Below are 15,628 nucleotides of genomic sequence, written 5' to 3'. Positions count from 1 at the left end.
CATTCGTTGTTGATGCCAAGCAGGGTCTAGCCCAGGCGGGGCGCCACCACAAAGCGGGCATCCTCTTGCCAATAATTCACCGGCCATTTGGCCGGATCGGGCTCAGGGTTCTGGTTGGGGCGGAAGGCGCCAAAGCGCACCGGCTCGCCCTTGCTCTTGACCCACTCGGCCATCGCATAGCCGGTGCCGGAGGGCCAGCACAGCACATCCTGCGCCGTCTTCCACTGGTATTCCACCAGCTCGGGCGACAGGCGCACGTCATCGGGCTGGCCCGCCACGCGCACATGGTAGGCGATCAGCACCTGGTTCATGCGCAAAAACTCCCAGCAGCCAATCAGGCGCAGGGCCTGGGTCTGCAGGCCGGTCTCTTCCAGCACCTCGCGGGCAATGCCGGCCTCGGGCGATTCACCGGCTTCCATGAAGCCGGTGATCAGGCCAAACATGCCCGGCTGCCACAGCGCATTGCGCGCCAGCAGCACCTGGCCCTGGTCGTTCTCGACGACAGCGGCCAGCACGGGCGTGGGGTTGCCCCAGTGCGTCCAGCCGCAGGCGGGGCAGCGCAGTCGGCTGACATCGCCGCTGTCCTCGGCCATCACCTTCCATTGCAGCGCCGTGGCGCAGTTCACGCAAAATTTCGTTTCGTATTGCATAGGGCTTTCATGCCGGCAACCGAGCGCTCATCGCTCGGCGCGCGTGCTCAGGCGGGAAACACGCCGGTGGACAGATAGCGGTCCCCCCGGTCGCAGACGACAAACACAATGGTAGCGTTGCGTTCGCGGCGCGCAATTTCCTGAGCGACATGGCAGGCGCCTGCCGCAGAAATACCGGCAAAGATGCCTTCGTCACGGGCGAGGCTGCGGGCCATGTCCTCGGCATCGTTCTGGGTTACATAGATCATCTCGTCGACCGCGCTCGGATCATAGATCTTGGGCAGGTACTCTTCGGGCCACTTGCGGATGCCGGGGATGCGCGAGCCCTCGGTCGGCTGGGCGCCGATGATGCGCACGGCCGGGTTCTTTTCCTTCAAGTAGCGCGAGACGCCGGTGATGGTGCCGGTCGTGCCCATCGCACTGACAAAGTGGGTGATCTGGCCGCCGGTCTGCTCCCAGATCTCGGGGCCGGTGGTCTCGTAATGCGCGCGCGGATTGTCCGGGTTGGCAAACTGGTCCAGCACAATGCCCTTGCCCTCGGCGACCATCTTGTCGGCCAGATCGCGGGCATATTCCATGCCGCCGCTCTTGGGCGTCAGGATCAGCTGCGCGCCATAGGCCTTCATCGTCTGCGCGCGCTCGATGGACAGGTCCTCGGGCATGATCAGCACCATGCGGTAACCCTTGATGGCCGCGGCCATCGCCAACGCAATACCGGTGTTGCCCGAGGTCGCCTCGATCAAGGTATCACCGGGCTTGATCTCGCCGCGCTCCTGCGCGCGCTGGATCATCGAGACGGCCGGCCGGTCCTTGACCGAGCCGGCCGGGTTGTTGCCCTCGAGCTTGCCCAGCACCACATTGCCATGGGCTTCGTTGTAGTCGGCACCGATGCGCTGCAGGGCCACCAGGGGGGTCTTGCCAATCGCATCCTCAATCGTTGGGTATTTTTTGGAGCTCATTATTTGTGCCATAATTGCGAGCTGCGATACAGACACAGCCCGGGTGGTGAAATTGGTAGACGCAGGGGACTCAAAATCCCCCGCCGCAAGGCGTGCCGGTTCGATTCCGGCCCCGGGCACCACATTCAAAGCCGTTAAGTTTAAACAACTTAGCGGCTTTTTCTTTGTCTGGCGTGGGATGCTGCATGTCTAGGCGTTCGCGGTTGAAACCGATTGCGTTTGTTTAAAAACGATAGCAGCCGACATTCTAACCAGAGGGCAAGCCCCTTGTTGGGTTGGTGTTGGGGGTGCTTGGCATGCATCTGATTAAAGCATCGATGCATATCACATACGCCTTCAGGCTTTCGCCATCACCACCCGCAAAATTGCGGCTGTCACCATCAGAGCACCCTGCAGCCATAAAAATTGCGGTGTGCATACGTTGGCATTGACCAGCTAGCCACTCCAGCACGAGCGAGAAAAAAGGCTGCATTGCCAAATGCGCCCACTCTGCACCACCAACGCAGCAAAAAGCCCTCACAAGGAGGGCTGGAACCAAATGAGATAGCGCGGGAGGCGGCTTATTTCTCAACCCTCATGCGCTGATCCCTCTTGCGTCGCCAGGCCAGCAAACCCAAGGACGCCGTCAGGGCCGCCAGCGCGCCCGCACCCAGGCCAGGCACGGCCTGCGCCACCGGGGGCGCAGCGGTGTAGCTGGGGCTCACGCTGGCGGAGCATCCGGTGCTGGCCGCGCACTCCCCACCGATGCCAGGGTTGACCGTAGCCGTGTTGTCCAGAGAAGCCAGGCCTGTTACGGTGCCCTTCAACGTAAACACCAGGCTGGAGTTGCCTGGCAAATCAAAGCTAGTGCCTGGCGCTGCTGGCACAGGGCAGACCGCAGCACCAGCGGCGGCAGCACAGCTCCACACCGGAGTCGAGATACCAGCAGGCAGCGGATCCGCCAACATCAAGCCTGTCGCATTGGCAGTCCATTCGTTCGTAACCGTGATGGCGTACTGCACCGTCTGCCCCGGCTGGTAGCTTGCTTGATCCGCTGTTTTGGTGATGCTGATGGGAGAAGTCGACGAGGCGGTATAGGGCGGAGTGACCGTCGCTGAGCAGCCCGTCGTGGCAGAACACACGCCACCGGTGCCAGGGCTGATCGTTGCGGTGTTGTCCAGACTGGCACGGCCCGTGACCGTGCCTGACAAGCTGAACACCAGGCTGGATTGCGCAGGCAAGTCAAACACCACATTGGAGGTGACAGGGCTAGGACACACTGCCGTGCCCGCGCCTGCCGAGCAGGTCCACACCGGATTGGCCACACCGGCAGGCACTGCATCTGCCAAGCTCAGGCCAGTAGCAGCTACCAAGCCTTGGCTTGTTACCGTTACGCTGTAGTTGATGGTTTCGCCCGGCACATAGCTGGCCTTGTCTGCCGTCTTGGTCACACTGATCGGTGATACTGAACAGACCGACTCCCCGGCAGTGCGGGCACGCGCCAGAAAGCCTGCGGCCCATCCGGTATCTGCCGTCGTAAATACGAGGGTATTGAGGCCAGCGACCCAGCCACTGTTCAGCGTGGTGTAAACCCCGCCGCCAAACCCGCCGCCTGAAAACGGAGCAACCGCAACGCCATTGACATAGGCCGCCTTGACCACGTCATCGCCCATGTATTCCATCTCGATGCGCAGGGCAGACGGCGGCACTTCGGGCGACAGGTTGAACTGGACCCGGTAGTGGTTGTTGAATGGCGTCGAACTAGGATTGGGACGCGGCCACCAGTTGCCCGGCGACGACTGGTTGTTTGCTCCACCCACGCCCGTGAAGCCGGGACTGAGCCACTGTGCATCACCAAAAATAGCCCAGCTTCCGTCTACCGTCCCCGTCGTCCGGCCCTGCACCCAATTCGCACCGTTAGGCGGGGGCGTTTGTGGCGAAGTGGTGAGCTCCTGAAACTGGCTCCAAATGGGATCCTGCTGGAAAGTACCCAGCTTCGCTCCATTCAGAACGCCAGTGTTGAGTTCGGAGACAAGGCTGGAGCACGATAGCGTCGGCACCGTCGTTTGCGCAAAAGAAGACAGCGCGCAGGCCGCAGCCGCAAAGGCCAAAAGTTGCTTTTTCATTGCCGTGGGTGAGATAGAAGCATGGGATTCGGGGGATTTCGCAACGGGACAGAACAACCACCACATCGCAGGCACTTGGACCAGCCCATAAAAGAAACACATTGTCACACCTGTAGTCAAAAAGTGTTATATAAAGTTTCTTTTACGATTGAATATTTCTAAGCTATTTGCTTATAAGGGTGCCTACTCCCCCTCAGGAAGGCGGGGACGCGGACGGTCGCTCAAAGTGTTCAAGCCGTTGCCGCACAACGAACGACCGTTGTGCCTCCGAGAGGGGATGCCTATTTGGTCGCAAGACGCTTGCATCCAGCGCCGCTGATGACCAGCGCATGTCCATTGTCGAACCCCACGAAGCCAGATAGCCAAGATGGCATTGACCGACCGCGCAAACCATCTGCAGAGGCGAAAAACCAGATGGAGCCCCATGGCAGTTGACCATGCGATTATTGGAATCGTCCCCCACAATCATCCAATACCATGGCGATTATTCATCCCCACCCGATTTACCACGCCCGCCCATTTGCTCGTCATAAAACTGGCCCAGGCCCAGGCTGCCCACATCGCGGCGCAAATGGATATCGTAGATAAAAATCTTGTTGAATACCCGGTCCAGCCGCACATACTGGTAGGTCGCCACCGTGGTTTCATTGACCACCAGCTTGATGGGATCCGTTCGGTACACGCCAAAATGGCTGGTGGGCTTGAGTTTTATCTTCGAAAACGGCTCTGACGACAAATACACGTAGACAGGGGTGTACATTGAGTAAATATTGTCTTTGCGAATTAGGGGCAGCAAATACCATTACCACCCATTACCTGCGCCACCATCAAAAATTCCGCACTGGGTTCTTCCCCAGCGCGGACGATAAATGATGAAACGGCTACAGCGATTAACTCTGCGCTAACACTTAGCTATAATTGATAGCTATATGATATTCGATTAAATCTATTTGTGGTTAACAACAACTATCAGTTTGCAGTTGTTTGCCATTCGTGTGAAATCTGTTTTAAGGGGGATGCAGCAGCCGCCGCAGACCACTTGGTTGAAGCACCAGCCCCGGTGGCGCAGGGGCAGCTGTGCCAGTTGCGCTTCTACAGCGCAATATTTGCCATATTTTTATACAGTCCTATGCTTGGCGGCCTTCAGCACCATATAGCCACAACGCATTCATAACACTAGATAGTTAGCTTAAAAATTCATAGCAATTTCAGGCAACAGGTAGCAATTTGAGCCACAATACGGCAGTTGTCTTGCTGTGCTGGCTGAAGGTCGGCATGCCCCGGTTGTCGTAGTTCATGGCCTGCCCTCCTCCCCGTTCCGCCAAGCGCCCCGCCAAAAAGAAGAAAGCATCCAAGTCCGCCCCCGGCCTGCTGCGCGGTTTTTTGCGCGGCATGGTGGGCAAAGGGGCGATTGCCGCCTACAGCGCGGTCGCGGCCATCGCGTCGGCCGCCTATGTGCCGCAACTCGACCATATCCGCCAATGGACTGTCAGCCATAGCACCCAGTGGCTGCAGCAGCTGCCACCGGTGCAAACGGTGCAGCACTGGGTGGAAGAGGTCCAGTCCACCGCTGCAGACTGGCAAAGCCGCTTTCTAGAAATTGCCCGGCAAAGCCGGGGCGCTGCGTCAGATGCCGGGCACGCCAACGCGCCTTCCTCAGCCGCCACCACCCCGCCCCCCTCCAGCCAGGCGGGCAGCGAAAGGGGCAGCCAGGGCTTTGCCGACTGTGCCGAGCAGCTGCCCGCCAGCGCGCCGCTCAGTGCTGCCAGTGTGGGGCGCAACTGGATGCCCGTCACCCTGTGCTCGACCGGGTTTGCGGTGCTGTATTCGGGGCTGTCCAAAACGCCGATCGTCACGGTGGAGCGCTTGAGCCGCCAGCGGCTGCAAGGCGCGGCGGGCTTGCAGCGCACCGACCACTTTTATGCCGATGCACGCCTGCGCGCGGCCTACAAGGCCGAGCTGTCCGATTACCAGGCCAGCGGCTATGACCGGGGCCATATGGCGCCAGCAGCGGACCAAAGCACCGCCACCGGCATGGCGCAGTCCTTTGCGCTGTCCAACATGGTGCCGCAGGACCCGACGCACAACCGCCAGGTCTGGTCCAAGCTCGAAGCGGATGTGCGCAAGTACGCCAAGCGCGCCAGCGGCAATGTCTTTGTCTATACTGGGCCCTTGTTTGAGGGCCAGACCCCCACCATTGGCCGCAACCAGGTCTGGGTGCCCAGCCATTTGTACAAGCTGGTGTTTGATGAGCAGCAGCAACGCGCCTGGGCCTGGGTGCTGCCCAACCGGGGCGATGCGCAGCTGGGCGCGCCGATGAGCTATGCGCAATTTGTGCAGCGGACGGGGCGCAATTTTCTGCCCCATCTGCACTGAACCCTTTGGCTGAGCTTTAGGCGCCCGGCTTCATCCAATCGGCATGCCAGCCGCCCCCCAGCTCCTGGATGAGTTGGGCCGCTGCCAGTTGCTGGTTCAGCTGCAGCTGGATCAAGGATCGGCGCGCCGACAGCGCAGTCGCCTGGGCGGTGACCACATCGGTGTAAGGCACCTGGCCTTCCTTGTAGCGGTTGAGCATCTGCTGCTCGACCTTCTCGGCCGAATCCAGGCTTTGCTGCAGCAGTGGCTTTTGGGCATTGAGCGCCGCCACATTGCTCAGCACATCCTCGACCGCCTGGAACGCCGCCAGCACCGACTGGCGGTAGCTGGCAGTGCGGGCCGCATGCGCGGCGCGGGCCGAATCGACCTGCGCGGTCGTGGCGCCGGCGTTGAAGATGCTCTGGCTCAGCGATGCACCCAGCGACCACAGCAGGCCCGAGGCGCTGAACAGGTTGCCCAGGTTGGATCCCGAACGGTTGAGCGAGCCGCTCAGGCTCAGGCTCGGGTAATAAGCCGCCTGGGCCACGCCGATCTGGGCATTGGCCGCAGCCACTGCACGCTCGGCAGCGGCAATGTCGGGCCGGCGCTCCAGCAGGGTCGAGGGCACCACGCCTGGAATCTCGGGCACGGTCACGTTCCAGGCGGCCGGCGGCAGGTCAAACTGCGCCGGCGCCTGGCCCGTCAGCACGGCAATCGCATGCTCATAGGTCTGGCGCGACTGGCGCAGGGATTCCACACTGGCCTGGGTCGTCGTCAAGGTGGTCTGCGCCTGCAGCACCGCGGTGCGCGCCTCCACCCCCACGTCGTAGCGGTTCTGGGCAATCAGCAGGCTGCGCTGGTAACCCTCGATCGATTGCAACAGGATCTGCATCTCGGCATCGGCCTCGCGCAGGCGGAAATAGTTCTGCACCAGGCTGCCTACGGCCGACAGGCGCGCAGCGGCCAGATCGGCTTCGCTCGCCTGGGCACTGCTTTGGGCAGCGCTCACCGATTCGCGCAGACGGCCCCACAGGTCCGCATCCCAGGCGGCGCTGATGCCCAGCGAGGCACTGCCATTGCTGCTGGACTGGCTGCCGCCCTGGCGTGTCTGGCCCAGGCTGCCACTGACGGTCGGCAGCAAGCCGGCCTGCTCCACGCGCAACGCGGCCTGGGCTTGCTGCACGGCAGCTGCGGCCGCGGCAATGTTTTGGTTGTGCACCTGCACCTGCGCGGCGAGCTGGTTGAGCGGCTCGTCTGCGAACAGCGTCCACCAGTCGCCCCGGTCCACCGCATCGTTGGGCTGGGCGCTTTGCCACAGCGCGCCCGCTTCCTTGAAGCTGGCAGGTGCTGGGGTGGCGGGCACCTGGTAGACGGGGGCCACCGAGCAGGCGCTCAACAGCCCGGCGCAGCACAGCGCCAGCGCCAGGCTGCGCAACAGGGGGAGGCGAGAAGGCTTGGAAAGATCAAGAGAAGGCGTCATGGCGTATCGTGTTCCAGGGTGGGCATGCCGTCGCTCGAGGCACGGCCCAGGTCACGCTCGTTGGGTGCGCGGCGGCGCAGCTTGTCCATCAGCACATAGACCACGGGGGTGGTGACCAGGGTCAGCAATTGGCTGGCCAGCAGGCCGCCAATGATGGCGATGCCCAGCGGCTGGCGCAGCTCCGAGCCCTGGCCAAAGCCAATGGCCAGCGGCAGGGCCCCAAGCGCGGCAGCCAAGGTGGTCATCAGGATGGGGCGAAAGCGCAGCAGGCAGGCTTCGCGCACCGCGTCGATCGCGGACAGCCCCCGCGATCGCTCGGCCTCCAGCGCAAAGTCGATGATCAAGATGGCGTTTTTCTTCACGATGCCAATGAGCAAGAACACCCCGATGAGCGCAATCACCGTGAACTGCATGTCAAACAGCATCAGCGCAATCACCGCGCCCACCCCCGCCGATGGCAAGGTGGATAGAACGGTGATCGGGTGCACCAGGCTTTCATAGAGCATGCCCAGCACAATGTAGATCACGACAATCGCGGCCAGGATCAGGTAGAGCTGCTGGTTCTGCGACTTCTGAAAGCTCAGCGCCGTGCCCTGGAAGCTGCCGCGCACATTGATCGGCATGGCGATATCGGCCTCGGCCTGGGCAATCACCTGCTGGGCCTCGCTCAGCGCCACGCCTGCGTCCAGGTTGAACGATATCGTTGTCGACAGCTCGCCGTCCTGGTGGTTCACGCTGGTGGGCGCGGGGCGCTCAAGCACCTTGGCAAAGCTCGACAGCGGCACCATGGTGGCCACGCTGGTGCTGATCACGCTGCCGGTCGATGCACTGCGCAGCGCCGGGTTGGCCGCGGTGCCCTCGGTGCCGCTCAGGTTCGATGGCACATAGATATCCTGCAACGCTGGTGGCCCGCGCGTGTATTCGGGCGCCCATTCCATGATCACCGAGTACTGGTTCAGATCGCTGTAGATGGTGGCCACCGAGCGCTGGCCAAAGGCGTTGTAGAGCGCATTGTTGATGGACTTGGCATTCACCCCCAGGCGTGCTGCGGCCTGTTTGTCCACCTCCACATAGACTTCCACGCCGCTGTCGGACTGGTCGGTGTCCACATCCTGCAGCAAGGGCTCTTGCTTGAGCCGCTCGGCCAGGCGCGTGGCCCATTTCTTCATGTCGGCGGTGTTGTCGCTCTTGAGGGTGTACTGGTAGGTCGAGTTCGACGAGCGCCCGCCCATGCGCAAATCCTGCACCGGGTTCAGAAACACGCGCAGACCGGTGATCTGCGACAGCTGCGGCCGCAGGCGCGCCACCACCTGCAGGCTGGTCACATCACGCTCGCTGACCGGCTTGAGGTTGATGAACACAAAGCCGCCGCCCGAGCGGCTGCCACCGGCAAAACCCACCACCGTGTCGATGGCCGGATCCTGCTGGATGATGGCCAGCGCCTCCTTGAGCTTGCCGGCCATCGCGGTCGACGAGATGCTCTGGTCCGCACGCAGGCCGCCAGCGAGCTGGCCGTTGTCCTGCTGCGGGAAAAAGCCCTTTTGCACATGCAGGAACAGATAGCCATTCATGCCGATGACGATCACCAGGATCAGCATCACCACGGCCTTGGCATGCAAGGCCCAATCCAGGCAGCGCTCATAAACGCGCAGCATCGCGTTGTAGCTGTTCTCCAGCGCGCGGGCAAAGCGGCCGCGCGGCGCCGTCTCGATGGCATCCTCATTGCGCAGAAACCAGGCGCACATCATCGGCGTCGTGGTCAGCGAGATGACCAGCGAGATCATCACCGCGACCGACAAGGTCACGGCGAATTCCTTGAACAAGCGGCCGATCTGCCCCTCCATGAACAGCAGCGGAATGAACACCGCCACCAGGGACAGGCTGATCGACAGCACGGTAAAGCCCACTTCGCGCGCGCCCTGCAGCGCGGCGGCCATCTTGTCCATGCCCTGCTCGATATGGCGGCTGGTGTTCTCCAGCACCACAATCGCGTCATCCACGACAAAACCGGTGGCCACCGTCAGCGCCATCAGGCTGAGGTTGTTGAGGCTATAGCCCAGCAGGTACATGACGCCAAAGGTGCCCAGCAGCGAAACGACGGTGGCCACGGCCGGAATCACCGTGGCGCGCGCCTTGCGGATAAAGGCGCCCACCACCAGCACCACCAGGATCACCGACACCATCAAGGTGGTCTCGATCTCGCGCAGCGACGAGCGGATCGAGTTGGTGCTGTCGCTGGCCACCTGGATCTTCACATCCTTGGGCAGCTGGGCCTGCAGCTCGGGCAGGAGCTTGCGCACGTTGTCCACGGTATTGATGATGTTGGCGCCGGGCTGGCGCGTGATCAGCACCAGGATGGCGGGCTGGCCGTTGAACAGGCCCATCGTGTAGACATTGGCTGGCCCGTCGATGACCCGCGCCACATCGCCCAGCCGGACGGCCGCATTGTCGCGCCAGCCCACCACCAGGCCCTGGTACCAGCTGGCCTTGCGCTCGGGCGCTGGGGTGTAGATCTGCAGGCGGTTGCCGCCACTCTCGATGGCGCCCTTGGGCCGGTTGGCATTGGCCGCCTGGATGGCGGCGCGCACATCTTCGGTCGCAATGCCGTAGTGGCTCAGCGCCTGGGGCAAGAGCTCGACCCGCACCGCCGGCAAGGAGCCGCCGCCGATTTCCACATCACCCACACCATCGACCTGCGAGATGCGCTGGCTCACCACGTTGGAGACCTCGTCATACAGCTCACCGGGCGTGCGCGTGGGCGAGGTCATCGCCAAGATGATGATCGGCGAATCCGAGGGGTTCATCTTGCGGTAGGTGGGGTTGCTGCGCAGGTCAGATGGCAGATCGGTGCGCGCGGCATTGATGGCCGCCTGCACCTCGCGCGCGGCGCCATTGATGTCGCGGTTGAGGTCAAACTGCAAGGTCACATTGGCCGAGCCGGTCGAGCTGCGCGAGGTCATCTCGTTGACCCCGGCAATCACGCCCAGGTGGCGCTCCAGCGGTGTGGCCACGCTCGAGGCCATGTTCTCCGGGCTCGCGCCCGAGAGGCTGGCCGTGACCGAGATCACCGGGTAGTCCACCTGCGGCAGCGGTGCCACCGGCAGCGCAAAGAACGCGGCAATGCCCGCCAATGCCATGCCAATGGTCAGCAGGACCGTTGCGACCGGGCGTTTGACAAAGGGCTGGGACAGGTTCATGCCTGCACCTCGGCATGGCTGCCATCCGCAGTACCGGCTTGGCGGCGGCCAAAGCGGGCACCCAGGCGGTCAAACACCAGGTAGATCACCGGGGTGGTGAACAGGGTCAGCAACTGGCTGAGCATCAACCCGCCAAAAATGGCCAGGCCCAGCGGGCGGCGCAGCTCGGCGCCCTCGCCCCAGCCAAACATCAGCGGCAGCGCGGCAAACAAGGCGGCCAAGGTCGTCATCAAGATGGGCCGAAAGCGCAGCAGCGCGGCCTGGTGGATGGCCTCTTGCGGGCCCATGCCCTGGTTGCGCTCGGCATCGATCGCAAAGTCAATCATCATGATCGCGTTCTTCTTGACGATGCCAATGAGCAAGATGATGCCGATGATGCCGATCACGCCCAGGTCGTTGCCGCTGATCATCAGCGCCAGCAAGGCGCCCACGCCGGCCGATGGCAGGGTCGAGAGAATGGTGAGCGGGTGCACATAGCTCTCGTACAGCACGCCCAGCACGATGTAGACGCAGATGAGCGCTGCCAGAATCAAGACCAGCTGGCTGGTGAGCGAGTTCTGGTAGGCGGCCGCTGCGCCCAGGAACTCCATGGTCAGCGACGCGGGCATGCCAATATCCTTGGCCGCCTGCTTGATGGCATCGACCGCATGGCCCAGCGACACGCCGGGCGCGGTGTCAAAGCCCAGGGTGGCGGCCGGGTACTGCGACACGCGCGTCACCTGCAGCGGTGCCATCTGCTCCTCGATCTTGGCAATCGCCGACAGCGGCGTCGCGCCCGTGCTGCTGGCATTGATCGCCAGGTTGCCCAAGGTCTGCACGCTGTTGAGCTGCTCCTGCTGCGCCTCCAGAATCACGCGGTACTGGTTGGTCTCGGTAAAGATGGTCGAGACAATGCGCTGGCCAAAGGCACTGTAGAGGCTGTCATCAATGCTGCTGGCGCTGATGCCCAGGCGCGATGCGGTATCGCGGTCCACATTCACATAAGCCGACAGGCCCTTGCGCCCGGCGTCGCTGGTGGCATTGCGCACCTGAGCCACATTCTGCAACTGGCTGACGAGCTTTTGCGTCCAGTCATTGACCTGGTCGGTGTTCACGCCGCCAATCGACAGGCGGTATTCGGTGGGGCCGGTCTGCGAGTCGATGGTCAGGTCCTGCGAGGGCTGCAAGAAAATACGTACTCCCGCCACCTGGCTCACCCGCTCGCGCAGGCGCTGCATCACCTCGTCCTGCGCATCATGCGGCCGGGTCAGGTTGATCGACAGGCTGCCGGTGTTGAGCATGGTGTTGTTGGCGGCATCCACGCCCACCACCGAGCTGACCGAGGCGACATCCTTGTCCTGCAGAATGGCGCTCACGGCCTGCTGCTGCAGATTGCTCATGCGGGCAAAGGACACTTCTTGCGCCGCCTCGATCTGCGCCTGCAGCTGGCCGGTGTCCTGCGTCGGGAACAGGCCCTTGGGGATGGCCAGGTAGAGCAGGCCCGTCAGCACCACGGTGGCCACGGCCACGACCAGGGTCAGCGCCTGGTGGCGAAACACCCAGTGCAGGCCCCGGTCGTAGTGGTGGATCACCTTGTCAAAACCGCGCTGCACCGAGCTGGCCCAGCCGCGCGTGTGCGCGCTGGTGTCCTCTTGTTTGAGCCAGCGCGCCGACATCATCGGCACCAGGGTGAGCGAGACCACCGCCGAGATCAGGATGGTGATGGCCAAGGTGACCGCAAACTCGCGGAACAGGCGCCCAACGATATCGCCCATGAAGAGCAGCGGAATCAGCACCGCGATCAGCGACACGGTCAGCGAGATGATGGTGAAGCCGATCTGCGCCGCGCCCTTCAAGGCAGCGGCCATCGGCGTCTCGCCCTCTTCGATGTAGCGCGCAATGTTTTCGATCATCACGATCGCATCGTCCACCACAAAGCCGGTCGCAATCGTCAGCGCCATCAGGCTCAGGTTGTTCAGGCTGTAGCCCAGCAGGTACATGGCGCCGCAGCTGCCGATCAGCGAGATCGGCACGGCCAGGCTGGCGATCACCGTGGCACGCAGGCTGTGCAGGAAGAAGAAGATCACCAGCACCACCATCACCACGGCCAGCGCCAGCTCCATCTGCACATGCTCGACCGAGGCGCGGATGCCGGTGGTGCGGTCGGTCAGCACCTTGACCTCGACCGAGGCGGGCAAGGAGGCGGTGAGCTCGGGCAGGCGCTGCTTGATCGCGTCTACCGTGGCAATCACATTGGCGCCGGGCTGGCGCTGCACGTTCAAGATGATCGCGGGTGTCTCATCGACCCAGGCGGCGAGCCGGTCGTTCTCGGCGCTCGCCACCACACGGGCCACATCCTTCATCAGCACCGGGGCGCCGTCCTTCCAGGACACCACCAGGTTCATGTAGTCGGCAGCAGTCAGCAGCTGGTCATTGCTGTTGATCGAGTAGGAGCGCTTGGGGCCATCAAAACTGCCCTTGGCGGTGTTGGAGTTGGCATTGCTGATGGCAGTGCGCAGGCTGCTCAAGGTGATGCCATTGGCGGCCAGCGCCTGGGTGTTGGCCTGGATGCGCATCGCAGGCTTTTGCCCGCCTTCCAGGCTGACCAGTCCCACGCCGGTGACCTGGCTGATCTTCTGCGCCAGGCGGGTGTTGACGATGTTCTGCACCTCGGTGAGCGGCAGCTCCTTGGAGGTGATGGCCAGGCTCATCACCGGCGTGTCGGCCGGGTTGACCTTGGCATAGATCGGGGGTGCGGGCAGATCGGCCGGCAGCAATGCACTGCTGGCGTTGATCGCCGCCTGCACCTCTTGCTCGGCCACATCCAGCGACAAGCCCAGCTGGAACTGCAAGGTCACAATCGACACGCCCGCTGCGCTGGTCGATGCCATGCGGTCCAGGCCGGACATCTGGCCGAGCTGGCGCTCGAGCGGCGCGCTCACCGTGCGGCTCATCACCTCGGGGCTGGCCCCCGGGTACAGGGTCTGCACCTGGATCGTCGGGTAATCCACCTCGGGCAGCGCCGACAGCGGCAGCAGCCGAAAGCCCACCAGACCGGTCAGCACGATGGCCAGCATCAGCAAGGCCGTCGCTACCGGCCGCTGGATAAAGGGACGGGAAGGACTCATCGCTCAGCCCGCCTTATGGGTTGGCGCGCTGGGCGGGTTGCACGGTGCTGGCCGCTGGCGCCATGCCCTTGGGCACCTCCTCCGGTTTGATCGCGGGTGCGGTCTGGCCGGAGCCGGTCGCAGGGGTTGCTCCGCCCGAGCCACCCGAACCGCCAGAACCACTGGCGCCAGCGGCGGGTTGGTCCGGGTTCACCGCAGGGGCTGCGGCACTGGGCTGGCCAGCATTGGGCTCAACGGCTGCACCGCCGCCACCACCACCGCCGGCGGGCGCGCCATTGCCCGCCGCACCGCCGGGTGCCGCACCATTGGCGCCACGGCCTTCGCCATTGCCACGGCGTCCACCACCCTCGCGCGGGCCGCCCTCACGTGGGCCGCGCCGGCCACTGCTGGCGCCATGAGCCTGGGTGGGCGTGTCGCCCTGCAGGGCCACCACGGCACCATCCTTCAAGCGGTCGGCACCCTCGGTCACCACCAGCTCGCCCTCCTTGAGGCCCGTGTTGATGGCCACCCATTCGACCGTGCTCATGCCCCGGATGACGGTGCGCTGGGTCACGGTGCGGTCGGCGTTGATCACATAGACAAAATCGCCATTGCCACCGGTGCGGATGGCGGTGACCGGCACCACCAGCGCGCTCTCGTCCTTCAAGGTCAGGCGGGTGTTGACAAACTGGTTGGGAAAGAGCGAGCCATCGCTGTTGTCGAACCGGGCCTTGGCCTTGACGGTGCCCGTCGCGGTGTCAACCAGGTTGTCCAAGGTCAGGAACACGCCCTGGGCCAGGGTCTTGTTGCCTGCGCGATCGAGCGCTGCCACCGGCAGCCGGGCATCGGCCTTTTGCGCGCCCAGCACCGAGGGGATATGGTCCTGCGGCACGGTAAAGCTCACATCGATCGGCGCCATCTTGGTGATGACGGCGATGCCGGTGGTGCCGCCGGCGCTGATGTAGTTGCCCGGGTCCATCGTGCGCAGACCGATGCGGCCATCGATGGGTGAGGTGATGCTGGCATAACCCAGGTTGAGCTGGGCGGTCTGCACCTGGGCCTGGTCGGTGAGCACCGTGCCTTCGAGCTGCTTGGCCAGCGCGGCCTGCGTGTCCAGGTCCTGGCGGGCAATCGAATCCTGGTCCCACAAGGTCTGGTAGCGCTTGAGCGTCACGCGCGCGGCATCGAGCTGCGCCTGGTCGCGCGCCAACTGGCCCTTGGCCTGCTGCAGCGCTTGCTCAAACGGGCGGGGGTCGATCTGGGCCAGCTTCTGGCCTTTCTTGACCATCTGGCCTTCGGTGAACAGCACATCGCGCAAAATGCCCGAGACCTGGGTGGTCAGGGTCACCGTGGTGGTGGGCACCACCGTGCCCATTGCCGTCAGGGTCACCGGCAGGGTTTGGCGTTTGGCAGCGGCACTGCCCACGGTGACGGCCATCGCCCGCATCGCGCCCGGGCCCATGCCGGGAGGGCCACCGGCGCCCGGTGGGCCGCCCATGCCAGGTGCACCGGCTGCCATGCCGCTCGGGTTCTTCTTGCTCTGCACCAGGTACCAGGCCCCGCCTGCCAGCCCCGCCACCAGCACGATGGCGATCGTCGAGCCCAGCCAGCGGCTGCGCCGCTTGGGTGCTGCTGCGGCACCGGGGTTCAGCCCGGCGTCTGCCGCGCCGGAGGTTGGGGTGGGACGGGTGGAATTATTGGAGTTATGGTCCATGGCAGCAATCGGTAGAGGTGAGTTACAGCAGCGGCCTGTGGCAAAGCTCCACCATCAGCACCGGCATGTAAAGAATGACCGC

General features: G+C 63.6%; 9 protein-coding genes and 1 tRNA gene. 2 read left to right on the top strand and 8 right to left on the bottom strand.

Translation table 11 applies throughout. The features are described from left to right. Positions 1–26: 26 nt before the first annotated feature. Complete coding sequence (locus WH367_RS21590) at positions 27–650, bottom strand: NUDIX hydrolase (RefSeq protein WP_312986942.1); 624 nt, start codon at positions 648–650, stop codon at positions 27–29. Positions 651–697: 47 nt separating this feature from the next. Next, positions 698–1,609 carry a cysteine synthase CysM gene (cysM, locus tag WH367_RS21585; protein WP_339537617.1) on the bottom strand — a complete coding sequence of 304 codons (912 nt, stop codon included), beginning with the start codon at positions 1,607–1,609 and terminating at the stop codon, positions 698–700. Between the two features lie 37 nt (positions 1,610–1,646). On the opposite strand from cysM, the gene WH367_RS21580 reads away from it, so the two are divergent. Continuing rightward, a tRNA-Leu gene (locus tag WH367_RS21580) sits at positions 1,647–1,731 on the top strand. Between the two features lie 438 nt (positions 1,732–2,169). On the opposite strand, the gene WH367_RS21575 is transcribed toward WH367_RS21580, so the two are convergent. Beyond that, entirely contained in the window at positions 2,170–3,714 is a 1,545-nt protein-coding gene (locus tag WH367_RS21575) for a DUF11 domain-containing protein (RefSeq protein ID WP_339537616.1), read from the bottom strand. Between the two features lie 484 nt (positions 3,715–4,198). Next, positions 4,199–4,396, bottom strand: coding sequence for a hypothetical protein (locus tag WH367_RS21570; protein WP_148293073.1), 198 nt, complete (start codon positions 4,394–4,396; stop codon positions 4,199–4,201). A gap of 614 nt (positions 4,397–5,010) precedes the next feature. On the opposite strand from WH367_RS21570, the gene WH367_RS21565 reads away from it, so the two are divergent. Further along, the gene (locus WH367_RS21565) at positions 5,011–6,090 is read left to right on the top strand and encodes a DNA/RNA non-specific endonuclease (protein ID WP_339537615.1); all 1,080 of its coding nucleotides are present in this window, start codon (positions 5,011–5,013) and stop codon (positions 6,088–6,090) included. A 16-nt stretch (positions 6,091–6,106) separates the two neighbouring features. On the opposite strand, the gene WH367_RS21560 is transcribed toward WH367_RS21565, so the two are convergent. Genes WH367_RS21560 through WH367_RS21545 form a run of 4 tightly spaced genes read right to left on the bottom strand, consistent with a single transcriptional unit; the run spans position 6,107 to position 15,546 of the window. Beyond that, positions 6,107–7,549: an efflux transporter outer membrane subunit gene (locus WH367_RS21560; protein ID WP_339520429.1), complete on the bottom strand. Its 1,443-nt coding sequence runs from the start codon at positions 7,547–7,549 to the stop codon at positions 6,107–6,109. Further along, positions 7,546–10,746 carry an efflux RND transporter permease subunit gene (locus tag WH367_RS21555; RefSeq protein ID WP_339537614.1) on the bottom strand — a complete coding sequence of 1,067 codons (3,201 nt, stop codon included), beginning with the start codon at positions 10,744–10,746 and terminating at the stop codon, positions 7,546–7,548. The genes WH367_RS21560 and WH367_RS21555 overlap by 4 nt, the downstream gene beginning before the upstream one ends. Continuing rightward, on the bottom strand, positions 10,743–13,853 hold the full coding sequence (locus tag WH367_RS21550) for an efflux RND transporter permease subunit (RefSeq protein WP_339537613.1): 3,111 nt from the start codon (positions 13,851–13,853) through the stop codon (positions 10,743–10,745). The genes WH367_RS21555 and WH367_RS21550 overlap by 4 nt, the downstream gene beginning before the upstream one ends. Before the next feature lie 13 nt (positions 13,854–13,866). Beyond that, positions 13,867–15,546: an MdtA/MuxA family multidrug efflux RND transporter periplasmic adaptor subunit gene (locus WH367_RS21545; protein ID WP_339537612.1), complete on the bottom strand. Its 1,680-nt coding sequence runs from the start codon at positions 15,544–15,546 to the stop codon at positions 13,867–13,869. Between the last annotated feature and the right edge of the window lie 82 nt (positions 15,547–15,628).

It is taken from the genome of Comamonas sp. MYb21 (assembly GCF_037479395.1).
Taxonomy (GTDB): Bacteria; Pseudomonadota; Gammaproteobacteria; order Burkholderiales; family Burkholderiaceae_C; genus Comamonas.
Note: the sequence above shows the minus strand (reverse complement) of the source record. Positions and strands in the feature narration are given on the sequence as shown.